The following is a 21,272-nucleotide window of genomic DNA, read 5'->3' on the forward strand; positions in this document are numbered from 1 at the left end:
GTTTAATCAGCCTTGAACACCAACGCCTTCAAACCGCTTTCTGCGTCGACATCGGGAAATTCCGGTGGGTTTTCCAGGCGCTGTTCGAAGCGCAGGCTCGGGGCTTCGCGGGTGACGCCGTCGATCAGGAAGTCCGAGCCAAAGGCCGGATCGTTCATGCAGGCCAGTACCACGCCATGGCTGCTGAGCAGTTCCGGCAGGCGGCGTAACACGCGCTGGTAGTCCTTGGTCAGCAGAAAGCTGCCTTTCTGAAACGAAGGCGGGTCGATGATCACCAGATCGTAAGGCCCGCCGTTGATCACCTTGCCCCAGGACTTGAACAGGTCATGGCCGAGAAAGCTCACTTTGCTCAGGTCATGTCCGTTCAGCCGATGATTGTCGCGGCCACGGCTCAGGGCCGCGCGGGACATGTCGAGGTTGACCACATGCTCTGCGCCACCCTCGATGGCGGCCACCGAAAACCCGCAGGTGTAGGCGAACAGGTTCAAGACGCGCTTGCCATGGGCATTGTCCCGCACCCAATTGCGGCCGTAGCGCATGTCGAGAAACAGGCCGTTGTTCTGTTTCTGGCCCAGGTCCACGCGATAACGCAGGCCGCCCTCGGTAATCGTCAATTCTTCGATCGTTTTCCCCAGCAGCCATTCGGTGGTGCTTTGCGGCAGGTAACGGTGTTGCAGCAGCAACGTATGAGCGGCGGATTTCTCCCACTCAGGCGACTGCGTGATAGCCATCAGCAACTGCTTCAATGCCTCCAACTGCTCCGCGTCTGGCTCCTTGAACAGCGAGACCAGCACCACGCCCTGCAACCAGTCGACGGTCAGTTGTTCCAGCCCCGGCCAGCATCGGCCCCGACCATGGAACAGGCGACGGGTTTCGTCGGGTACAGCTGCCAGAGCCGTCAATAAATGGTGGCGGAGGGTAGCGAGTGCGTCAGGGTTCATCGGGCAGGGCCGGCAATTTGAAGGGGCGGCATTTTAACCACAATTACAGCGAGAGAGGCTTTGCAGTGCAAAAGGGCGATTGATTACCAGCAAGCCGCCGTCAAAGCATTTGCACAAGCTCAGGTCCAGATCAACAATGTACCGGCTGTCAGGCAGCGAGGTTTTCACCCGGTCACGTCGCAGGTCGACACGGAGCGCTCATGAATGATCGTTACACCCGCACGGCGATTTACCTGCACTGGCTGGTGGCGCTTGGGCTGATCGGTACCTTTGCACTGGGTTTCTACATGCCAGAACTTGCGCTTTCGCCGACCAAGCTGAAGCTGTACTCATGGCACAAGTGGGCCGGGGTGACCCTGTTTTTCCTGGTGCTGCTGCGACTCGGCTGGCGCCTGGCGCATCCCGCACCGCCCTTGCCGTCGACGGTATCGGCCCTGTCGCGATTCGCGTCCCATGTCTCGCATGGGTTGATGTACGCACTGATGCTTGCTATTCCGCTCAGCGGCTGGCTGATGAGTTCGGCACTGGGCTTTCAGACGTCATGGTTCGGTGTCTTGCCGCTGCCGGATTTGCTGCCCAAGGACGCCGCGCTGGGCGACCGTCTCAAGGATCTGCACGAGGTGCTTAACTTCATCTTGCTGGCGCTGGTGATCGTCCATACGGGCGCGGCGCTCAAGCACCACTTCATCGATCGCGACGACGTGCTGACGCGCATACTGCCGTCAAAACACTAGCCTGACCGGATAACCTTATGAACTATCGATTCCCGCGCGCTACTGCATTGGCTGCCGTCCTTGCACTCAGCACGCTGACCTGCGCCGACGCTGTCGAATACAAAAAAGTGAACGCGAGCGCCAGCCAGATCAGCTTCACCTATAACCAGATGGGAGCGAGGGTATACGGCACGTTCGGCAAGTTCGAGGCCACCATCGATTTTGATTCGACGAACCCCTCGGCTGCCCACGCCGGGTTGACCATCCAGCTCGCCAGCATCGACGCCGGTAACAGTGACGCCAACAGCGAATTGCAAAAGCCTGCCTGGTTCAACACGGCAACTTATCCGCAAGCGAAGTTTGTATCGAGCAGCGTGACGGCGCTCGGTAACAACCGCTACGAGGTCAAGGGCAAGCTCACGCTCAAGGGCATTACCCGCGAGGTCGGTGCACAAATCACCTTGAAACCGCAGAGCGCCATCGGCGTCTTCGATGGCGAGTTCATTCTCAAGCGCGGCGACTTCAAGATCGGTGAGGGCGAATGGGCCGATTACGGGGTTATCTCCAACGAGATCAACATCAAGTTTCGAGTGGTCGCCCCCGAGCAATGACGTTGGCGCGCAACCCGATGGGCCTCCATCGCGGTCATCGCCAAGCGTCAACAGACCCTAACAGCGGTGAAGGGCAGCGTTCGAACCAACGGCTCGCCTGCTCGTAGGCATGGGCCATTTGCAGCACTGCGAAGTCAGCCTGGTGCCTGCCGATGATTTGTAGCCCCATCGGCAGGCCGTTCCGGTTGAACCCCGCTTGCACGTTCGCCACTGGGCAACCAGAGAGGGTGCCAGGAATCACCACTTCCATCCAGCGGTGATAGGTGTCCATGTTCACGCCTTCGATGCGGGTTGGCCACGGGATGTTTTTGTCGAACGGGAAGACCTGGGCGGTCGGTAACAGCAGGTAGTCGAAGCGTTCGAACAGTTTGCTGATGGCGCGGTACCAGTGACTGCGGGCCACCGAGGCGGCGAACACGTCGCTGGCAGAGAGCTTGAGTCCGTTTTCCACTTCCCAGCACGCTTCCTCCTTTAGCAGTGCGCGCTGACTTGGGTTGGCGTAGGCGCCGCCGAGGGAGCCGGCGACCATCCAGTGCCGCAACGTGCGCCAGCTGTCCCAGAGCTGTTCAGGGGCGAAGTCGATAGCGGCCGGCTCGATGCTGCAGCCCACGGCTTCGAAGTCGACGAAGGCTTTTTGACAAAGTTCGAGAATGCCCTTTTCCATCGGCAGATAGCCGTTGAAATCACCGAGCCAGCCCAGACGCGTGCCGCTGAAGTCGCGCGCAAGCGGGGCAGCGAAGGCGGCACCAGACTCGGCGATGGACAAGGGCGCCCGGGCATCGGCGCCGGCCTGGACCGACAACAGCAACGCGGCATCGCGGACGCTGCGGCCCATCGGGCCTTCGTAGCCGAGCTGGTCGATGAACAGGTCGGCGCTGTCGTCGAAGGGCACCCGGCCCTGGGACGGGCGAAAACCGAAGACATTGTTGAACGCCGCCGGATTGCGCAGCGAGCCCATCATGTCGCTACCGTCGGCCACCGGCACCAAGTGCATGGCCAGCGCCGAGGCGGCACCGCCACTGCTGCCGCCGGCGGTTTTACTCGGGTCGTAGGCACAACCGGTGGCACCGAACAACGGGTTGTAGGTTTGCGAACCGAGGCCGAATTCCGGGGTGTTGGTCTTGCCGATAATGATTGCCCCGGCAGCCTTGATCCGCTCGCACATGATGCCGTCGCGGTCGGGCACAAAATCCTGGTACAGCGGTGAACCGAAGGTCGTACGAATGCCGCGAGTCAGCGACAGATCCTTGATCGCGTGAGGCAGACCGTGCATCCAGCCACGGTACAGGCCGCTTGCGAGTTCGGCGTCACGCTTGTCGGCCTGGGCCAGAAGGTCTTCCGGCGCTTGCAGGCTGATCAGCGCATTGACCAGCGGGTTGAAGCGTTCGATGTGGCTCAGGTAAGCCTGCATCACTTCCCGGCAGGAGACCTGACGCAGGCGAATGCAGTCGGCGAGTTCATGGGCCTGCAACAGGACCAGTTCGCTGATGGTAGTAGAAGTCATTGCGACGCTGCCTTGTAGACGACTGGAGAAACGCCCCGCCGCACGAGCGGGGCGGTAAATATCAACGCATCAGGTTGGTCCACAAGCGGTCGGCCAGGCGGATCGCGCCTTCGCCGCAGGTCTTGCTGAAGACCACCTGGGTGCCCGCCGGGATGTGCAGTTCCGGCGCATCCTTGAGACTGGCGTCGAGGAACGGTTCCACGCCCTTGATCGGACTCTGGTGCTTGAGGAAGTTCTGGGTCATTGCGGCGTTTTCAGGCTGGCTGAGGAAGGCGATGAAGGCCTTGGCATTCGCCGGATTCTTGCTGCCCTTGGGAATGACCATGTTGTCGACCCAGGCCAGCACGCCTTCTTTCGGGTAGAGGTATTTCAGGCTCGGTTTCATCTCCCGCGCACGCATCGACGAACCGCCCCAGAAGGTCGACATGTCGATTTCACCTGAGGCCAGGTTCTCGCGGATCGAGCCGGCCTTGGAGCTGTAGGTTTTGACGAACGGTTTCTGCGCCTTGAGCAGGGTCATCACTTGCTGCATCTGTTTCGGATCTTCGCTGCACAGCGGGACGTTCAGGTACAGGCTGGCCATGTCCACGACGTCGCTGACCGAGTCGAACATGTTGATACGCCCTTGCAGCTCGGCTGGCGGCTCATACAGCACCTTGTAGCTGTCGGTCGGGCCTTTGTAGCGTTCGGTGTTCAACACCACGCTGGTGGTGCCCCAGATGAAGGGCACCGAATACGCACCTTCCGGGTCCCAGGTAGGCTTTTTCAGGTTGTCGACGACATTGGCGTAATAGGGTTCCTTGACCGGGTCGAAGCGCTCCAGCAGCTGTTCCTTGATCAGGATCGGCACAAACTGGTGCGAAGGAATCGCCACGTCATAGCCGGCGCCACCCTGTTTGAGCTTGGCCAGCAGGGTTTCGTTGGAATCGTAGGAGTCCACCGTGACTTCAATGCCGGTCTGCTTCTGGAACTTGGCGAGAATCTCTGGCGAGAAGTAGCCACTCCAGCTCACCACGTTGAGTTTTTCTGCGGCCTGAACGCTGCCGGCCATCGTCAGTGGCAATGTCAGTAACAACGAGGTGCCGATGCTTGCAATCAACTTGCTCATGCTATTTCCCCACGGTGTTTGGAAGGTTCAGGTTTTCTTTTTGCCCAGCAGATAAGAGAGGCTGACGAACAACACCGAGACGCCGAGGATCAGCGTTGAAACGGCGTTGACGTCGGGTGTCACGCCCATCCGCAACAGGCCGAAGATGAAGATTGGCAAGGTGGTGGTGCCGGCCTGGGCGACCATCATCGAAATCACGAAGTTGTCCAGCGAGACGATGAAGGCCAGCATCAACCCGGAGACGATTCCCGGCATCAGCAGCGGCAGCGTGACCTTGTGAAAGGTCCGCCAGGGGCCGGCGTACAGGTCGGCCGCGGCTTGCTCCAGCGACAGGTCCATGTCATTGAGCCGCGCGCGGATCGGCAGGTAGGCGAAGGGGATGCAGAACACGGTATGGGCGATGATCAGGTTGCCGTACCCCAGCGACAGGCCGACGGTTGAAAACAGCGCCAGGGTGGCGACGCCGACCACGATCTCCGGCAACACCAGCGGCAGCATGATTGCGCCCATCGACAGTTGCATGCCTTTGAACTTCGCGCCGCGCGAGGTGCCGAGTGCTGCGAGGGTGGCAATCGCGGTGGCGATCATGCTCGCGCAGACGGCGATCAGCAGGCTGTTGCTGGCCGCCTGGCGCAAGGCCTGATTGGCAAACGCGGCGCGGTACCAGTCGAGGCTCAAACCAGTCCAGACCGTGGCCGATTGGTTGGCGTTGAAGGAGAACACCACCAGCACCACGATCGGTGCGTAGAGGTACAGGTAGAACAGAAAACTGAAACCGCCAAAGCCCGGAAAGTCCTGAACGCTGAGACCGGTTCGCTTGAATAGACGCAGCATTACTCACCTCCCTTGGCGATGCGCTGGCGCTCGGCGCGCAGGGCATACACGGTCAACACCAGCATCACCGCCGCCATCAGCACCAGCGACAGGGCGGCCCCGAACGGCCAGTTCCGCGCATCGCTGAACTGTCGGAAGATCAGGTTGCCGAGCATCATTTTGGTCCCGCCACCGAGCAGCTCCGGGGCGATCATTGCCCCCAGGCATGGTACGAACGTGAGGATGGCGCCGGCGAAGATCCCCGGCTTGGCGATCGGCAGCACGACTTTGACCAGTGTTCGCCAGCGCCCGGCGTAGAGGTCTTGCGCCGCTTCCAGCAGGCGGATGTCCATCTTTTCCAGGGTCGCGTAGATCGGCAGCACCACGAACGGCGCGTAGGTGTAAACCAGGCCCAGCAGCACCGCGCCGTCGGTATAGAGCAGTTGCAACGGCTGATCGATAAGGCCGAGCCCCATCAGGCTGTTATTGATCACCCCGGTGTTGCGCAGCAGCAGAATCCAGGCGTAGGTGCGAATCAGCAGGTTGGCCCAGAACGGCACGGTGATCAGGAAAATCAGCAGCCCACGCCGGTGAGCCGGTTGCATGGCCAACCAGACGGCGACCGGAAAGCCGATCAACAACGTGATCACGGTGGTCAGCCCGGCGATGCCAATCGAGCGCAGGGCAATGATCAGATAGGAGTCGGCAAAGGCCAGACTGTCATCCAGTTGCCGCTCGAACAGCAATGAGGTGTAGGCGTCGCTACTGAAGACTTTGTTCACCCCGCCATAAGGGTTGGCCTCCATCAGCGAATAGCCGATGACGATCAGGATCGGCACGATCAGAAACAGGCCGATGGCGAGCAGTGCCGGAGTGACCCCGAGAAAACTGCCGAAGGCTTTTCGCCGCGCCAGGGTGTTGGATATCGGTAAAGCGTGCATGACAAACCCTCGTGCTCAATCCAGCAGGACACTGGCGCTACCACGGTCGAACAACAGGCCGGCCTGGCTGCCGACAGCGAAGCGCAGACTTTGGTCGACGCTGTTGGGCGTGCGCACCGTAAGGCGCGAACCGTCGCTCAGGCTGACCTGATATTGCAGGTCGGTGCCGAGGTAGATTTGCGTATCGATCCGGCACGGCAAGGCACTGGCTGTGTCGGCGGGCAACAGATGCAGGCGCTCGGGACGCACCGAGAGCGCCACTGTTGCGCCCACCGCCACGTCGCTGCAGGGTTGCGCGGGGAGCGGGTGACCGGCAGGCCCGGCGAACCAGGCCAGGCCTGCTTCCACGTGGGTGACCGTACCTTCGATGAAGTTGGTCTCGCCGATAAAGTCCGCAACAAAGCGATTGCGCGGACGCTCGTAGATATCCTCCGGCCGACCGACCTGCTGCACCTCGCCTTCGGACAGCACGGCAATGCGGTCGGACATGGTCAGGGCTTCTTCCTGATCGTGGGTGACGAAGATAAAGGTGATGCCGGTCTTCGCCTGAATCGCCTTCAGCTCTTCACGCATGGCCTGGCGCAGTTTGAGGTCCAGCGCCGAGAGCGGCTCGTCGAGCAGCAGCACTTTGGGATGCGGCGCCAGGGCCCGAGCCAGGGCGACTCGCTGTTGCTGGCCACCGGACAATTGCGTCGGGCGCCGTGTGGCGAAGCGCTCCATCTGCACCAGGGCCAGCATCTCGCGCACCCGTTCGGCGATCTGCACCTTGCTCGAGACCTTGCCCATCGGATGGGACTCAAGGCCGAACGCGAGGTTCTCGGCGATAGTCATGTGCGGAAACAGTGCGTAATGCTGGAACACCGTATTGACCGGACGCTGGTAGGGCGGACGGTCGGCGATGTTTTCACCGTAGAGCAGGATCTCGCCCTGGGTCGGAAATTCGAACCCGGCGATCATCCGCAGGAGCGTGGTTTTACCGCAGCCCGAAGGGCCGAGGAGGGTGAAGAACTCATTGTCGCGGATATCCAGATCGATGCTTTTCAGCGCCACCGGACCGCTCTGTGGATCACCGTAGACTTTGCGTACAGCGCGAATTGACACAGCCAGCGTTTGCAGCGAATGCAGGGCATTCATGCGTTACCTCCGATTCCCCCATCGCCTGTGCCGGGATGCTGTAGACAGCCGTGCCGTCAGGCCATGGATATTATTTTTTTGGGCAGGATCGAGATCTGTTCGGGTGTGCAGCGAGCCGCTTCGTCGGGCTCCTTGGCTATTTTTGTAGTTCTGTTGTGAGCCGATTATCAGTGAGGGGTTGCGGGGGCGAAACTTCAATTTTAACATAGCAGCTGTTAAATAATTTAATAGCAGAAGGCGTCCCAAGCCATGCCTGACCACCGTTTGCCGCCGTTGAACGCGGTACGTGCCTTTGATGCAGCCGCTCGGTTGGGCAGCTATGTCGAAGCCTCGAAGGCGCTGCACGTGACTCAGCCAGCCATTGGCCGACATGTGAAACTGCTGGAGGAGTGGCTGGGGACCCAGCTGTTTGAGCGCACCTCGCGTGGCGTCACGCTGACCAGTGCCGGCGAGAAGTACCACCACAAGATCGCTTCAGCGTTACAGCTGATCATCGAGGCGGGGAGGGAATTGCAACCCAAAACCTCCGAACGCTGGCTGCGAATCATGGTCGTGCCGGGTTTCGCCAAGCGCTGGCTGACACCGCGGCTGGAAGCCGCGCGGCGTCTTCGTCCTGGATTGAAGTTCGCCATTGAACCCAACTCGACGTTCACCGATGTCGACGGCAAGACCGCTGACCTGGGGATCGTCTATGGCCTGGATGGGGAGTACGCCCATTCCCGGGCCACACTGTTCTGTCCGCAGGTGTTTCCGATCTGTACGCCAGGCTACCTGGCCAGTATCGAACCGATCACCCAGCTCGCCGATTTGTTGAAACACAACCTGATTCATTTCGACGGCGAGTGGTGGAACACCTGGTTCGCCGCTAACGGCCTGGATGTTCACCTCACCTCGGACGTGTTGTACGTCAACAACGACCACGCATTGTCGGTGGCTGAAAGCGGGCAAGGCATCGCGCTGGCGAATGAAGTGCTGGTGCGCGAGGAGCTCAAGGCCGGCACCCTGGTGCGGGTGCTTGAGGATCAGGTAAAGCTGGAAAGCTACCGGGTGCTGACACCGTCGGCTGAACTGTCGGCGGATGCGCAGTGGTTCATCCAGTGGCTGACGACCGAGTTGGGACGCGAGTTTAGCGATTGAAGGTGCTTGATCGCCCACTGCACGGTCAATGCAGTGGGCGCTGACAAGCTGACCCGGCGTGCCAAACCCTCGAATCAGCTCTTTGCAGCAAACAGCTTTTGGGCTTCAGCAAAACATTTTTCGGCGATGGCCGAGCGAGGTTCGGTTTTGCGCATCACCAGACCCAGGGGCGCGAGAACACTTGCATCTGGAAGGTTGATAAAGGCCAGGTTATCGATCGGGTTTTCCAAGCCACTGTTCAGCGGCATGACCGAGCAGCAAAAACCTTCGTGAATGGCCTGGAACAACTGATAAGTCGAATCGGTTTCGAGTATCGGCTGTGGGTCCAGCCCGCGGCTGCGAAAACTCAGGTCAATGGATTTTCGATAGTGCATGCCGTTGCTGATCATCCCCAATGGCAGCTCGGCAGCATCTTCCCAGCTCATTTCCGTTCCTTCGAAATGGAAGTGGCGCGTGTCGTACAGCAAGCCGACGCGGGTCTCTCCTATTTCGAAAAAATCCAGATAATTGGGATTCACGTGATCGAGATAGCAGATGCCCAGATCCAGTTGGTTGTTACCGATCCCTTCGATGATTCGGTCTGAACTCATGGATGACAGACTGAATTTGAGCTCCGGGAACGTATGGGAAAGCCCCTGCACGTAGCTGATCGGATTAAAGCCGCTGAGAGGCACCAGGCCCAGACGCAAATTGCCGACTAACTGGCCGCGACACGCGGCGGCTTCGGCGAACAGCCCGTCATGCGCAGCGAGCAGTGTTCTCGCCCATGCCAGCACGCGTTCACCGGCCTGGGTGAAACCTTCGAAGCGCTGGCCTCGGGTGACCAGCTCCAGACCCAGTTCATCCTCAAGATTGCGCAAGCGCATGGACAGCGTCGGCTGAGTAATGTGGCAGCGCGCAGCCGCCTGCCCGAAGTGTCGAGTCTGTTCCAGGGCGATCAGGAATTTGAGTTGCTTGATGTCCACAATGGCACCTGCTGAGGGATGAAAGTGATGTCAGTAAAGCAGGTAAGTCTCATGATTAAAAACACCGAAAGTGCGGTGAGCAAACGATCTCACTGTCTGTCTTGTCAGTCCAATCACACGTATTGAACGAGCGATTGGTTAGCTCTATCACGACCGAATTCAATCTGCATGAGTCATCGTGGTGGGTGAGAAAGTTTTCGATAGAGGCGCTCGATAAACCGGTTGGCCAGAACGATTAGACAGTGACTGTTTTAGCGAATTAGCCTCTGACAATTGTTTTCATTATTGCCTGCCGGAGAATGACATGAGTGTTAAGTCGGATGCGTTATTTGTACCGTTGAATATGGCTGTGTTGACCGTCAGTGATACCCGGGAATATGCCAACGATACCTCCGGGCAATTGCTGGTCAGTCGATTACTGGAAGCTGGACACACGCTGAGTGAGCGAAACTTGCTCAAGGATGACCTGTACAAAATCCGCGCCCAGGTAGCCATCTGGATTGCCGATGAAAATATTCAGGTGGTGCTGATTACCGGAGGCACTGGATTCACCGGGCGCGACAGCACACCTGAGGCTGTGAGCTGTTTGCTGGATAAGCAGATTGACGGTTTTGGTGAGTTGTTTCGGGCGATTTCCATCCTCGACATCGGCACCTCCACGGTTCAGAGCCGGGCCTTGGCCGGATTGGCCAACGGTACGCTGGTGTGCTGCCTGCCAGGTTCGACAGGCGCTTGTCGAACTGCATGGGAAGGCATTCTTGCCGAGCAGTTGGATGCACGCCACAGACCGTGCAATTTCGTGCCGCACCTCAAGCCCGTGCAAGCCTGCGGGACACGGGGATGAGTCAGTCACCGCTGATGCCTGTGGAGGAAGCCATCGACAGGTTGCTGGCGATGGCAGAAGAGCAACGTCTTCATGAAAGCGAGCCAGTACTGCTGAATGCCGCGCGGCAGCGGGTGCTGGCCAGTGACCTGGTGGCGACCCTCGATCTTCCGCCTTGGCCGAACAGTGCCATGGATGGTTATGCCTTGAACGTGGACGACTGGAGCGGACAGCCGTTAGTCGTGTCACAACGCATTTTTGCCGGTCAGGCCCCCGAAGCGTTGCTACCGGGAACCTGTGCCCGAATCTTTACCGGGGCGCCGGTACCCGAGGGTGCCAACAGTGTAGAGATGCAGGAGAACGTCGAGCTTTTGGATGACGGTCGCGTAGTTTTCAAACAGTCGCTGACGGTGGGTCAGAATATTCGACCGCAAGGCCAGGAGAACCGTGTCGGGCAGGTTTTGCTCCCTGCCGGCAAACGACTGGGGCCTTTCGAGTTGGCTATCGCAGCGGCGCAGGGATGTACGCAGATGCATGTCGTACGGCGCCCACGGGTTGCGCTGCTCTCTACAGGTGATGAACTGGCCGAACCGGGCATGCCCTTGAAGCCTGGCTGCATCTACAACAGCAATCGCACCTTGTTGAGCCATTGGTTAAGTGCATTGGGTTGTGAGGTCATCGATGCCGGTATCCTGCCCGACCGGCCGCAGCAGACGCGGCTCAAACTCGAACAATTGCAACACGCTGCGGACTTGATTCTCACCACCGGTGGCGTGTCCGCCGGTGACGCCGATTGTCTCGGGCAGGTGCTGCGTGAATGCGGTAAACCGTTGTTCTGGAAGTTGTCGATCAAGCCGGGTAAGCCACTGACAGTGGGATACTTTGGCACCGTACCGGTCATTGGCCTGCCAGGAAACCCGACATCGGCGCTGGTGACGTTTGGACTGTTGGCCCGGGCTTACGTGTTGCGTATCCAGGGTGTCGAAGACGTCACGCCCTTGAGCTTCCAGACTAGCGTCGGTTTTGATTGGCCCAAAGCGGGAGGCCGCAGGGAATACCTGAGAGCGAAGCTGGAGGCGGGTCGAGCCGTACTCTATCCGAACCAGAGTTCCGGTGTGTTGCTGGGCGCCTCCTGGGCTGATGGACTGGTCGAGATTCCAGAGGGCTGTACGCTGCAGGCCGGTGACACGGCGCGGTTTATTCCGTTCTGCGACTTGTTCTAAACGCTCCATCCACCCCTCAGCCTCATCCCTCAACCCCCGGTCACCTGGGGGAAGAAGGCGATCTCATCGAACGCTTCGATGGCGGCGTCGAGCGTACATAACTCCTGGTTCAGCGCGCACATGAGGCTGGTTTCACCGAGGACTTGCTCCCAAACCTCGCCTCTGGCGATCAGCAGTTTTCTGACATCGTCAATGCTGTGCAATGACGCGTTCAAAGCAATTTTCTCTCCGCCAATGCCGAGTTGTTCTCGATAGCGTGCAAAGTAGTTGATAAGAATCATTGAGCGTCACTCGCTTCAAAGTTGCCTGATTTTCCGCCGTGTTTTCTGAGCAGCTGGATGCTCTCGATGATCATCCCTCGGTCGACGGCTTTGCACATGTCGTAGATCGTCAGTGCCGCCACACTCGCCGCCGTGAGGGCTTCCAGCTCGACGCCTGTTCTGCCGTTAAGTCGGCAGGTGCTCACAATCCTTACGCGATCGGGCTCGATGGCCTGCAGTTCGATGTGAATGGCGCTGAGCATCAATGGGTGGCATAGCGGGATGAGTTCATGGGTTTTCTTTGCCGCCATGATCCCGGCGATTCGGGCGACCGCAAACACGTCGCCTTTGGGGTGCCCGTTTTGCTGGATAAGTTCCAACGTAGCAGGTTGCATCCGTATCCAGGCCTGCGCTTGAGCTTCACGGTTGGTCGGATCTTTTTCGCTGACATCGACCATATTGGCCCGGCCTTCAGCATCCAGATGCGTCAGCGCCCCGGAATCGGGCTGATTGAATTCGTTCATGTTTATCCTTCACCCCTGCGGGTGCTTAATGGGTAGTGGGCGCGAATCAGTCCAGCACGAAGTCCACTGGCTGAAGTAGCGGAGGGAGTTCTGTCGCACCCAGGGCGTCAAGCACCTCACGCTCGATGGTGCGCACGATGGCATTGGTTGGAAGGTCGTTTTCATCGCGACCAAAGGGGTCTTCCAATTCGTCGCCAATGGCATCCAGCCCAAAAAACGTATAACTCACAATCGCGGTGAACACAGGCGTTAGCCAGCCCAGTGGCTCGGCCATCGCGAAGGGCAGCAAGATGCAAAATATGTAAATGGTCCTGTGTAGCAGGAGTGTGTAAGGGAACGGCAGAGGCGTGCTTTTGATTCGCTCGCAGGTCGTTTGCGTGGTTGTCAGATTGGTCAGGTGATGGGCCATCAGCGTGTAACGCCATTCGTTGATCTCACCGGATTCGGCGAGCGTTGAGCACTGTTGGCCGACTTGGCGCAGGACCCTTTCAGGGATGTTGGGTGTGTTGGCGGAGGGCAATTTGCTGAGCCAGGTACTTGCTGCACTGAGCTCGTCTTCTTTGCGAAGCTTGGCGTTAAGCGCATGGGCGAACCCGCAGAGGTCGCGCAATATCTTGCTGCGTTGCTGTTTGTCCTTGATGACCTGGGTTTCCCGGATCATCGAGCGCACATCCATCACCATCGCACCGAGCGCCTTGCGCGCTTCATACCAGCGGTCGTAGCAGGCGTTGTTACGAAAATTCATGAAGATTGAAAGTGATAACCCCAACAGCGTGAAGGGCGTGGCATTGACCTTTGAGAAGTACGCGGGATGGAGTGTTTCGACCAGGACAATAGCAGAGGCCAGGAGTGTCACCAGAAGGCTTCGCAGCGCGATACGCTTGGCAATCGAGCCTTTGAGTGAAATCAGCACATTGATCAGATTAGGTTTGGCTCTAACGATCATCGGAAACAGCCTTCTAGAAAGTAATGATCTGAAAACGGGGCAGGCTATCCGCCGGTCATGTTCATGAAACGGACAATTTGAACGTCATCATTGAGTTCAAAGTTGTGCCGGTACGGCTTGATTTTCATCGCCTCGATGATTGCCTTCTCCAGGCGCTCCGGCTCTCCTGGATAGCGGCGAAGCACTTCCTTCAGGTCGACGGAATGCTCATTGCCCAGACACAACAGGAGTCGGCCTTCGACGGTTAACCGAACACGATTGCAGGTAGCGCAAAAGTTGTGGCTGTGGGGCGAGATGAACCCCAGGCGAATATCCGGTGCCTGGGCCAGGCGCCAATAACGCGAAGGGCCTTGAGTCGATTCTGCGGATTCGATAAGGGTGTAGCGTTCGGCAATCCGCTCGCGCACCTGCGCGCTTGAAAAGAACGCGTCGGCACGGCTGTGCTCGCTGATCACACCCAGTGGCATCTCTTCAATGAAGGAGATGTCCAGTCCACGATCGATCGCAAAACCAACGAGATCGTTTATCTCGTGATCGTTGCGGCCTTTCATGACGACGCAGTTGAGTTTGGTGTGTTGAAAACCCGCTGCATTCGCTGCGTCAATGCCGGCGATGACGGTAGCCAGATCACCTGTGCGGGTCAGTTCGCGGAAGCGATTGGCGTCCAGGCTGTCGAGGCTGATATTAAGGCGCTTGAGCCCCGCATCGAATAACGGCGCCGCGAGCTTGCCCAGTTGTGAGCCGTTGGTGGTCATGCACAACTCTCTTAGACCCGGCAGTGCCGCAATGCGCTTGCAGAGTTCTACAACGCCGGGGCGAATCAACGGTTCGCCACCGGTCAGGCGGATTTTTCGAGTGCCTAAAGCCACAAAGCTTTCAGCTAATTGATAGATCTCTTCCAGCGTCAATACGCGCTGTCGCGGCAAGAACTTCATGTCCTCGGCCATGCAATAGACACAGCGGAAATCGCACCGGTCGGTCACAGACATTCTGAGATAGTCGACCCGCCGAGAAAAACTATCCATCAACATTCGATCTGACATCTCAACCTCCATCAGCGGTCCAGGTGCATCAGCCATGGCGCTGGTTTTGCAAAGCCACTGCTATATAGGGCCTTGTTGAGCCAAGACTAAGGTCATTTAAAGTGGCGGTCTAATCACTATTAACAACCGATTGATCGATGGAATCTATTGAGCGGAAAGTGGCTCGGATTAATGTTGTCTTGAATTTGTAATTGATTGATTTTCAGTGATTATTTTCTTGATAGAGCCTTTCGATGATCTGGTCATTATTTGCAATTAGACAGGCATGTCATGCGCGGAATAGTCTGGGTTCGTATCCCTGAATTGGGCCCGTGAAGTGATTAAGTGCGAATAACCCGCCGCTAAATTAAGGCGCCTTTTTACAGGCGCTTAAAAACAGCCATTAACAATGACTTGACATCAGGCTGCCGCCTACGTGCACGTCGTGGAGAAGTATCATGAGCGAAGTTGAACGTTATAAACCGTATAAGGGGGCGGCCGCTGGCTGGGGCGCGCTGATTGCTGTTACCAAAAACTGGTTGGGCAGCGAAAACGCGTTCAAGAACATTCGGGCCATGCTCAAGACCAACCAGAACGGCGGATTCGACTGCCCGGGCTGTGCGTGGGGCGAGTCGCCGGAAAGTGGCATGGTCAAGTTCTGCGAGAACGGCGCCAAAGCGGTCAACTGGGAAGCCACCGGCCGTCTGGTCAACCCTGCGTTTTTCAACAAGTACACGGTGTCGTCGCTGGCGGCGCAAAGTGACTATTGGCTTGAATACCAAGGGCGCCTGACGCACCCCATGCGCTATGACGCCTCCGCTGATCGTTACGTCGAAACCAGCTGGGACGATGCTTTTGCCTTGATCGCCAAACACCTGAAAGGGCTGACGTCGCCTGATCAGGCCGAATTTTACACGTCCGGTCGGGCCAGCAACGAAGCGGCTTACCTCTATCAGCTATTCGTTCGCGCCTACGGCACCAACAACTTCCCTGACTGTTCGAACATGTGCCATGAGGCGAGCGGCCTGGGCATGGATGACAGCGTCGGCGTGGGTAAAGGCACGGTGACGTTCGATGATCTGGAGGAAGCCGACGCGATTTTCGTCATCGGCCAGAATCCGGGCACCAACCATCCACGGATGCTTGAGCCACTGCGCGAAGCGGTGAAACGTGGCGCGCAGGTGATCTGTTTCAATCCACTGAAAGAGCGGGGTCTGGAACGTTTCCAGCATCCGCAACATCCGCTGGAAATGCTCACCAACGGCTCCGAACCGACCTCGTCGGCGTACTTTCGTCCGGCATTGGGCGGTGACATGGCGGCGATGCGCGGCATCGCCAAGTTTCTGTTGCAGTGGGAGCGTGAGGCGCTCGCGAACAACAGCGAGGCGGTGTTCGACCGTGCGTTCATCGCCGAACACACCTCGGGCCTGGAAACCTACCTTGCCGAAGTCGACGCCACGACCTGGGAGCACATCGTCGAACAGTCCGGCCTGACCCTGGCGGACATCGAACTGGCTGCCCGCATGTACCGCAGAGCCACGCGGGTCATCATGTGTTGGGCGATGGGGGTGACCCAGCACACTCACTCGGTGGTGACCGTGCAGGAGATCATCAACGTGCAGTTGTTGCGTGGCAATATCGGTCGCCCAGGTGCAGGGCTGTCGCCGGTACGCGGGCACAGTAACGTGCAAGGCGACCGCACCATGGGCATCAATGAACTGGCACCGCCTGAATTTATGGACGCGCTGGAAGCACGTTTTGCCTTCAAGGCTCCGCGCCGACACGGCCACAATACGGTGATGGCGATTGCGGCGATGGAAGAGGGGCGCTCGAAAGTCTTCATCGGCCTGGGCGGCAACTTCGCCCAGGCGACCCCCGACAGCCCGCGCACTCATGACGCACTGCGCAACTGCGACCTCACGGTTCACATCGCCACCAAGCTCAATCGCAGCCATTTGGTCACCGGCCGTGAGGCCTTGATTTTGCCGTGTCTGGGGCGCACCGATATCGACATTCAAGAGGAAGGTCCGCAAGGCGTGACGGTGGAAGACACCTTCAGCATGGTGCACATTTCCCACGGCCAGCTGAAACCCAAATCCGCGCTGATGCGTTCGGAGCCGGCGATCATTGCCGGGATTGCCAACGCAACCCTGGGTAAGCACCCGATTGACTGGCTCTGGGCGGTCGCCGATTACAGTCGCATCCGTGACCTGATTGCCGACACCATTCCCGGTTTCGAGGATTTCAATAAAAAACTGTTGCACCCCGGTGGCTTTCACCTGGGTAACGATGCCGCCAAACGCATCTGGAATACAGCTACTGGCAAGGCGCAGTTTGCCCCCAGCGAACTGCCGGAACACCTGGTCAGCGAAGGCGTACGCAACCTCGACGTGAAGCCGGATCTGATCCTGCAAACCATGCGCTCCCACGATCAGTACAACACCACCTTGTATGGGCTGGATGATCGTTATCGCGGCGTCTACGGCATGCGTGATGTGGTGTTCGTCAACGAGCAGGACATTCGCAAGCTGGGTTATGAGCCAGGGCAAAAGGTCGACATGATCTCGCTGTGGGGCGATGGTCGTGAGCGTCGAGTGAGCGGGTTTACCTTGATCGCCTACGACATTCCGCCCGGTCAGGCCGCCGCCTATTACCCGGAAACCAACCCGCTGGTGCCGCTGGAAAGCTACGGCGACCGCACGTTCACACCGACCTCGAAGTTCATCGCGATTCGCCTTGAACAGGCACAGGCCAGCAACCTGATCCAGTCCTTCGGCGCTTGAGTCTGGCCGGGGTGGCGTGATTGCCGCCCCAGCCTCACCAGATCATTGGAAATCTGTTCGCCGCGAGCCGTGAGGCTCACGGCGGCCGGGCTTTGTATGCGCGCGCATCGAGCCACTATGGGGGTATCGTCATGTTAAATCTGGAGGCGCTCGACCTGGCGCGAATTCAATTCGCGTTTACGGTCTCGTTTCACATCATATTTCCCGCCATCACCATCGGGCTTGCCAGTTTCCTGGCGGTCCTCGAAGGTCTCTGGCTGAAAAGCAACAACCCGGTTTACAAGGACCTGTATCACTTCTGGTCGAAAATCTTTGCGGTCAACTTCGGTATGGGAGTGGTCTCCGGGCTGGTCATGGCTTACGAGTTCGGCACTAACTGGAGCCGCTTCTCTGACTTCGCCGGGAGCATTACCGGGCCATTGCTCACCTATGAGGTGTTGACGGCGTTTTTCCTCGAGGCCGGCTTCCTGGGGGTGATGTTGTTCGGTTGGAACCGGGTAGGGCGAGGGCTGCACTTCTTTGCCACGGTGATGGTCGCCATCGGTACGTTGATCTCGACCTTCTGGATTCTGGCCTCCAACAGCTGGATGCAGACGCCACAGGGTTTCTCGATCGTCGATGGCCGGATCATGCCGATGGACTGGTTGGCCATCGTCTTCAACCCGTCGTTCCCTTTCCGCCTGGCGCACATGGCCATCGCTGCGTTTGTGGCCACGGCGTTCTTTGTCGGGTCTTCCGCGGCCTGGCATTTGCTGCGTAAAAATGACACGCCGCAAGTACGCAAGATGCTCTCGATGGCGTTGTGGATGGCGTTGATCGTGGCGCCGATCCAGGCCGTGGTCGGTGATGCCCATGGTCTGAATACCCTGGAACACCAACCGGCAAAAATTGCCGCCATGGAAGGACACTGGGAAAACGTCGGTAACGAGCCGACGCCGCTGGTGCTGTTCGGTATCCCGGACATGGCGGCCGAGAAGACCCGTTATGCGATTGAAGTCCCTTACCTGGGCAGTCTCATCCTGACTCACAGCCTGGATAAACAGATCCCGGCGCTCAAGAGTTTCGCTAAAGAGGACCGTCCCAACGCGACCATCATTTTCTTCAGCTTCCGGATCATGGCCGGGCTTGGAATGTTGATGATCCTCACCGGTTTGCTGGGTCTTGCCTTACGCCGTAATGGCGCGCTGTACCGCAATCGGCTGTTCCTGCGCCTTGTGCTGTTCATGGGCCCGACCGGACTGATCGCGATGCTGGCGGGCTGGATCACCACCGAGGTCGGCCGTCAGCCGTGGGTCGTCTACGGACTTCTGCGAACCGTCGATGCGGCGTCCAATCACACGGTCACGCAACTGAGCATTTCGCTGGCGTTGTTTGTGTTGATCTACTTTTCGGTGTTCGCGGTGGGCATCGGTTACATGATGAAGCTGGTACGCAAAGGCCCCCAGCCGCATCACGAGCATCCGCCTCAGGGCGGTCCCGGTCAGGAGCGTACGCCACGCCGCCCCCTGTCCGCCGTCGCCGAGACGTTCGCGTCCGGCGATCACGTCAACTGAGCAAGGGGATTGATCATGGGCATTCAAGGTATAGATCTGTCGTTGATCTGGGGCGTCATCATTGCCTTCGGGGTGATGATGTACGTGATCATGGACGGCTTCGATCTGGGGTTGGGCATCCTGTTCCCGCTCATCCCGGACAGGCAGGAGCGCGATGTGATGATGAACACCGTCGCGCCGGTCTGGGACGGTAACGAAACCTGGCTGATACTCGGTGGGGCGGCACTTTACGGTGCGTTTCCCCTGGCTTACTCGGTGATTCTGGAGGCGTTGTACCTGCCACTGATTTTCATGCTGGCCGGGTTGATATTTCGTGGCGTGGCGTTTGAGTTCCGGTTCAAGGCCAGCCCTGAAAAACGCCATATCTGGGATATGGCCTTTATCGGCGGCTCACTCCTGGCAACGTTTTGCCAAGGCATCGTGATTGGCGCCTATATCGCTGGCATTCCAGTGGTCAATCGTCAGTTTGCAGGCGGCACCCTGGACTGGCTGTCAGCCTTTCCATTGTTCTGCGGTTTTGGGCTGATCGTTGCCTACGCGTTACTCGGCAGTACCTGGTTGCTGGTCAAGACCGAAGGCATGCTTGAGTCACGCATGCGTCACTACACTCGGCCGCTGGCGTTCACCCTCACGGCGGTCGTGGCGGTGCTCTGTGTGTGGACACCGTTGCTGCATCCCGAGATTGCGACTCGCTGGTTCACGCACGCGCATATCGTGGTCTTTGGCGGGTTGTTGATCCTCGGTGTGCTGGCGCTGTTCGGGCTGCTTGGGACGCTACGCCAATATCACTCTCACTGGCCCTTTGTGTTCACGTTGGCGCTGGTATTTCTGGGTTATATCGGTCTGGCCTTCAGTATCTGGCCGAATATCGTACCGCCCTCCATCAGCTTGTGGGAGGCCGCATCGCCGCCTTCAAGCCAGCTGTTCATCTTGATCGGCACGTTGTTCATTCTGCCCATCATCCTGATGTACACCTGCTGGAGCTACTACGTGTTCCGCGGAAAAGTGAGGATCGGCGATGGCTACCATTGACAGTAGAAACGCTCGGACCAGTGAAGAGTCGGTTACGCAAAACCAATCCTCCCCTTGGTATCGACGGGTGCTTTGGTTGATCGCTATCTGGTTCGGCAGTGTGATTGCACTGGGGGCAGTGGCGAGCTTTTTCCGGCTGATGATGCATATGGCCGGAATGACCACTCATTGATGGCAGATTTCAGATGATGAAGGCCCGGCGCGATCTTTCGCACCGGGCCTTTTTTTGTACCAATGGCCTAAGGCTTGCGATCAGCAAGCTCTTCGAGCAGGTCGGCTGAAGGCACGAAGAACAAGCCTCCGGTGACCGCCGTGCTGAAATCAAGCAGTCGGTCATAGTTGCCCGCGGGTCTGCCGACAAACATGTTCTCGAGCATCTGCTCAATCGGTTCTGGTGAACGCGCATAGCCGATGAAGTACGTACCAAACTCGCCTGCGCCTGGCCGACCGAACGGCATGTTATCGCGCAGGATTTTCACCTCTTGTCCGTCCTTGGTGATGGTCGTCAAGGAACTGTGCGAACAGCTCGGTTTGACCGAATCATCGAGTTCGATATCGGAGAGTTTTTTACGTCCGATAATGCGCTCCTGAGCCTCGACGGATAACTCGTTCCACGCGCTCATCTTGTGCAGGTACTTTTGCACTAGCACATAGCTGCCCCCGTTAAACGACGGATCTTCATCACCAATGATCGTGAAGTCGACAGCATGGCGACCGACCGGGTTTTCGGTGCCGTCCACAAAACCGACCATGCTGCGCATGTCGAAATAACGGAAGCCCTGAACTTCATCAACGACCGAGATCGCATCGCCAAGCGCTGAGAGCAATTGCGTCGCCAGTTCGAAACACAGGTCCATCTGATCCGCACGAATGTGCAGCAAAATGTCGCCAGGTGTCGCGACAGCTCGACGCCCCTCTGTACCGAACTCGCGAAACGCGTGCAAAGAGGCAGGGCGCGGGCTGCCGAACAGCGTATCCCAGGCACTGGAACCAATGCCGCATACACACGACAAATTACCCGAGGGGACACGTTTGCCGACCGAGCGCGTGAGGGCCGCGACGTCTGCGCACCAGTTCCTTACAGCAGATTCACCACCAGGTTTGAGCGTTGCCACCATGAAAATCGCGCTGCTGGTAATGGGGCTACAGACGGATTGAGGATCAGGAGTTTGATTATCCATAGGCATGAGTTTTGTCATTGATAATTCCACAAGCGGCGGAACAGGAGTGAAAGACAGT

The 21,272-nt window shown here is 58.3% G+C and carries 21 protein-coding genes; 9 read left to right on the top strand and 12 right to left on the bottom strand.

All coding sequences use genetic code 11. The features are described from left to right. Positions 1 to 2: 2 nt before the first annotated feature. Positions 3 to 941, bottom strand: a complete 939-nt coding sequence (locus AC1RKH_RS00280; RefSeq protein WP_493060609.1) for a class I SAM-dependent methyltransferase — start codon at positions 939 to 941, stop codon at positions 3 to 5. A gap of 200 nt (positions 942 to 1,141) precedes the next feature. Between AC1RKH_RS00280 and AC1RKH_RS00285 the strand changes: the two genes are divergently transcribed. Beyond that, positions 1,142 to 1,675 (top strand): cytochrome b, encoded by a 534-nt coding sequence (locus tag AC1RKH_RS00285; protein WP_493060610.1) that lies wholly within the window; start codon positions 1,142 to 1,144, stop codon positions 1,673 to 1,675. 17 nt (positions 1,676 to 1,692) lie between these two features. After that, on the top strand, positions 1,693 to 2,265 hold the full coding sequence (locus tag AC1RKH_RS00290; RefSeq protein ID WP_493060611.1) for a YceI family protein: 573 nt from the start codon (positions 1,693 to 1,695) through the stop codon (positions 2,263 to 2,265). Positions 2,266 to 2,299: 34 nt separating this feature from the next. Here the strand turns inward: AC1RKH_RS00290 and AC1RKH_RS00295 are convergent, their stop codons facing one another. The 5 genes from AC1RKH_RS00295 to AC1RKH_RS00315 all read right to left on the bottom strand — a co-directional run bounded on the left by AC1RKH_RS00295 (position 2,300) and on the right by AC1RKH_RS00315 (position 7,765). Further along, the gene (locus AC1RKH_RS00295; protein WP_493060612.1) at positions 2,300 to 3,769 is read right to left on the bottom strand and encodes an amidase; all 1,470 of its coding nucleotides are present in this window, start codon (positions 3,767 to 3,769) and stop codon (positions 2,300 to 2,302) included. 61 nt (positions 3,770 to 3,830) lie between these two features. Beyond that, the gene (locus AC1RKH_RS00300; protein ID WP_123427693.1) at positions 3,831 to 4,877 is read right to left on the bottom strand and encodes an ABC transporter substrate-binding protein; all 1,047 of its coding nucleotides are present in this window, start codon (positions 4,875 to 4,877) and stop codon (positions 3,831 to 3,833) included. A gap of 27 nt (positions 4,878 to 4,904) precedes the next feature. Further along, positions 4,905 to 5,711: an ABC transporter permease gene (locus tag AC1RKH_RS00305; protein ID WP_123427695.1), complete on the bottom strand. Its 807-nt coding sequence runs from the start codon at positions 5,709 to 5,711 to the stop codon at positions 4,905 to 4,907. Next, positions 5,711 to 6,631, bottom strand: a complete 921-nt coding sequence (locus AC1RKH_RS00310) for an ABC transporter permease (RefSeq protein WP_493060613.1) — start codon at positions 6,629 to 6,631, stop codon at positions 5,711 to 5,713. The genes AC1RKH_RS00305 and AC1RKH_RS00310 overlap by 1 nt, the downstream gene beginning before the upstream one ends. A 15-nt stretch (positions 6,632 to 6,646) precedes the next feature. Then, positions 6,647 to 7,765, bottom strand: a complete 1,119-nt coding sequence (locus AC1RKH_RS00315) for an ABC transporter ATP-binding protein (protein ID WP_493060614.1) — start codon at positions 7,763 to 7,765, stop codon at positions 6,647 to 6,649. 249 nt (positions 7,766 to 8,014) lie between these two features. Here AC1RKH_RS00315 and AC1RKH_RS00320 point away from each other — a divergent pair, with 249 nt between their 5' ends. Further along, positions 8,015 to 8,902 carry a LysR substrate-binding domain-containing protein gene (locus tag AC1RKH_RS00320; RefSeq protein WP_123427701.1) on the top strand — a complete coding sequence of 296 codons (888 nt, stop codon included), beginning with the start codon at positions 8,015 to 8,017 and terminating at the stop codon, positions 8,900 to 8,902. A 74-nt stretch (positions 8,903 to 8,976) separates the two neighbouring features. Here the strand turns inward: AC1RKH_RS00320 and AC1RKH_RS00325 are convergent, their stop codons facing one another. Then, positions 8,977 to 9,867, bottom strand: coding sequence for a LysR family transcriptional regulator (locus AC1RKH_RS00325; protein ID WP_493060615.1), 891 nt, complete (start codon positions 9,865 to 9,867; stop codon positions 8,977 to 8,979). A 304-nt stretch (positions 9,868 to 10,171) separates the two neighbouring features. Here AC1RKH_RS00325 and moaB point away from each other — a divergent pair, with 304 nt between their 5' ends. Together moaB and AC1RKH_RS00335 are read left to right on the top strand one after the other, a co-directional pair. Further along, positions 10,172 to 10,711: a molybdenum cofactor biosynthesis protein B gene (gene moaB, locus AC1RKH_RS00330; RefSeq protein ID WP_493060616.1), complete on the top strand. Its 540-nt coding sequence runs from the start codon at positions 10,172 to 10,174 to the stop codon at positions 10,709 to 10,711. Next, positions 10,708 to 11,913: a molybdopterin molybdotransferase MoeA gene (locus tag AC1RKH_RS00335; RefSeq protein ID WP_493060617.1), complete on the top strand. Its 1,206-nt coding sequence runs from the start codon at positions 10,708 to 10,710 to the stop codon at positions 11,911 to 11,913. Before moaB ends, AC1RKH_RS00335 begins: the two co-directional genes overlap by 4 nt. A 29-nt stretch (positions 11,914 to 11,942) precedes the next feature. Here the strand turns inward: AC1RKH_RS00335 and AC1RKH_RS00340 are convergent, their stop codons facing one another. From AC1RKH_RS00340 to moaA, 4 genes are read right to left on the bottom strand one after another with little or no spacing between them, the layout of a single operon-like run. Next, positions 11,943 to 12,194 (bottom strand): MoaD/ThiS family protein, encoded by a 252-nt coding sequence (locus AC1RKH_RS00340; RefSeq protein WP_493060618.1) that lies wholly within the window; start codon positions 12,192 to 12,194, stop codon positions 11,943 to 11,945. After that, positions 12,191 to 12,697, bottom strand: a complete 507-nt coding sequence (gene moaC, locus AC1RKH_RS00345) for a cyclic pyranopterin monophosphate synthase MoaC (RefSeq protein ID WP_493060619.1) — start codon at positions 12,695 to 12,697, stop codon at positions 12,191 to 12,193. Before moaC ends, AC1RKH_RS00340 begins: the two co-directional genes overlap by 4 nt. Before the next feature lie 46 nt (positions 12,698 to 12,743). Continuing rightward, complete coding sequence (locus tag AC1RKH_RS00350; protein ID WP_493060620.1) at positions 12,744 to 13,643, bottom strand: bestrophin family protein; 900 nt, start codon at positions 13,641 to 13,643, stop codon at positions 12,744 to 12,746. Positions 13,644 to 13,687: 44 nt separating this feature from the next. Next, positions 13,688 to 14,686: a GTP 3',8-cyclase MoaA gene (gene moaA, locus AC1RKH_RS00355; RefSeq protein WP_493061351.1), complete on the bottom strand. Its 999-nt coding sequence runs from the start codon at positions 14,684 to 14,686 to the stop codon at positions 13,688 to 13,690. Positions 14,687 to 15,123: 437 nt separating this feature from the next. Here moaA and AC1RKH_RS00360 point away from each other — a divergent pair, with 437 nt between their 5' ends. From AC1RKH_RS00360 to AC1RKH_RS00375, 4 genes are all read left to right on the top strand, one after another. Next, a complete protein-coding gene (locus AC1RKH_RS00360) occupies positions 15,124 to 17,448 on the top strand; it encodes an FdhF/YdeP family oxidoreductase (RefSeq protein ID WP_123427711.1) in 2,325 nt (774 codons plus the stop codon). 131 nt (positions 17,449 to 17,579) lie between these two features. Next, positions 17,580 to 19,001 (top strand): cytochrome ubiquinol oxidase subunit I, encoded by a 1,422-nt coding sequence (locus AC1RKH_RS00365; protein WP_493060621.1) that lies wholly within the window; start codon positions 17,580 to 17,582, stop codon positions 18,999 to 19,001. Positions 19,002 to 19,016: 15 nt separating this feature from the next. Next, positions 19,017 to 20,033, top strand: coding sequence for a cytochrome d ubiquinol oxidase subunit II (gene cydB / locus AC1RKH_RS00370; RefSeq protein WP_493060622.1), 1,017 nt, complete (start codon positions 19,017 to 19,019; stop codon positions 20,031 to 20,033). Then, the gene (locus AC1RKH_RS00375; RefSeq protein WP_493060623.1) at positions 20,020 to 20,205 is read left to right on the top strand and encodes a DUF2474 domain-containing protein; all 186 of its coding nucleotides are present in this window, start codon (positions 20,020 to 20,022) and stop codon (positions 20,203 to 20,205) included. The genes cydB and AC1RKH_RS00375 overlap by 14 nt, the downstream gene beginning before the upstream one ends. Before the next feature lie 67 nt (positions 20,206 to 20,272). Here the strand turns inward: AC1RKH_RS00375 and AC1RKH_RS00380 are convergent, their stop codons facing one another. Next, positions 20,273 to 21,214 (bottom strand): Dyp-type peroxidase, encoded by a 942-nt coding sequence (locus tag AC1RKH_RS00380; RefSeq protein ID WP_493061352.1) that lies wholly within the window; start codon positions 21,212 to 21,214, stop codon positions 20,273 to 20,275. Positions 21,215 to 21,272: the final 58 nt, after the last annotated feature.

The sequence above is a fragment of the Pseudomonas sp. GW822-FHT06B12 genome (genome assembly GCF_058799675.1).

Excerpts from the sequence above, each read along its gene's own strand:
- AC1RKH_RS00320 (WP_123427701.1), top strand. The coding sequence starts at position 8,015 with ATGCCTGACCACCGTTTGCCGCCGTTGAACGCGGTACGTGCCTTTGAT.
- AC1RKH_RS00340 (WP_493060618.1), bottom strand. The coding sequence starts at position 12,194 with ATGATTCTTATCAACTACTTTGCACGCTATCGAGAACAACTCGGCATT.
- AC1RKH_RS00290 (WP_493060611.1), top strand. The coding sequence starts at position 1,693 with ATGAACTATCGATTCCCGCGCGCTACTGCATTGGCTGCCGTCCTTGCA.
- cydB (WP_493060622.1), top strand. The coding sequence starts at position 19,017 with ATGGGCATTCAAGGTATAGATCTGTCGTTGATCTGGGGCGTCATCATT.
- AC1RKH_RS00310 (WP_493060613.1), bottom strand. The coding sequence starts at position 6,631 with ATGCACGCTTTACCGATATCCAACACCCTGGCGCGGCGAAAAGCCTTC.
- AC1RKH_RS00375 (WP_493060623.1), top strand. The coding sequence starts at position 20,020 with ATGGCTACCATTGACAGTAGAAACGCTCGGACCAGTGAAGAGTCGGTT.
- AC1RKH_RS00300 (WP_123427693.1), bottom strand. The coding sequence starts at position 4,877 with ATGAGCAAGTTGATTGCAAGCATCGGCACCTCGTTGTTACTGACATTG.
- AC1RKH_RS00350 (WP_493060620.1), bottom strand. The coding sequence starts at position 13,643 with ATGATCGTTAGAGCCAAACCTAATCTGATCAATGTGCTGATTTCACTC.
- AC1RKH_RS00360 (WP_123427711.1), top strand. The coding sequence starts at position 15,124 with ATGAGCGAAGTTGAACGTTATAAACCGTATAAGGGGGCGGCCGCTGGC.
- AC1RKH_RS00305 (WP_123427695.1), bottom strand. The coding sequence starts at position 5,711 with ATGCTGCGTCTATTCAAGCGAACCGGTCTCAGCGTTCAGGACTTTCCG.
- AC1RKH_RS00285 (WP_493060610.1), top strand. The coding sequence starts at position 1,142 with ATGAATGATCGTTACACCCGCACGGCGATTTACCTGCACTGGCTGGTG.
- AC1RKH_RS00380 (WP_493061352.1), bottom strand. The coding sequence starts at position 21,214 with ATGGATAATCAAACTCCTGATCCTCAATCCGTCTGTAGCCCCATTACC.
- AC1RKH_RS00365 (WP_493060621.1), top strand. The coding sequence starts at position 17,580 with ATGTTAAATCTGGAGGCGCTCGACCTGGCGCGAATTCAATTCGCGTTT.
- AC1RKH_RS00315 (WP_493060614.1), bottom strand. The coding sequence starts at position 7,765 with ATGAATGCCCTGCATTCGCTGCAAACGCTGGCTGTGTCAATTCGCGCT.
- moaC (WP_493060619.1), bottom strand. The coding sequence starts at position 12,697 with ATGAACGAATTCAATCAGCCCGATTCCGGGGCGCTGACGCATCTGGAT.
- AC1RKH_RS00335 (WP_493060617.1), top strand. The coding sequence starts at position 10,708 with ATGAGTCAGTCACCGCTGATGCCTGTGGAGGAAGCCATCGACAGGTTG.
- moaB (WP_493060616.1), top strand. The coding sequence starts at position 10,172 with ATGAGTGTTAAGTCGGATGCGTTATTTGTACCGTTGAATATGGCTGTG.
- AC1RKH_RS00295 (WP_493060612.1), bottom strand. The coding sequence starts at position 3,769 with ATGACTTCTACTACCATCAGCGAACTGGTCCTGTTGCAGGCCCATGAA.
- moaA (WP_493061351.1), bottom strand. The coding sequence starts at position 14,686 with ATGTCAGATCGAATGTTGATGGATAGTTTTTCTCGGCGGGTCGACTAT.
- AC1RKH_RS00280 (WP_493060609.1), bottom strand. The coding sequence starts at position 941 with ATGAACCCTGACGCACTCGCTACCCTCCGCCACCATTTATTGACGGCT.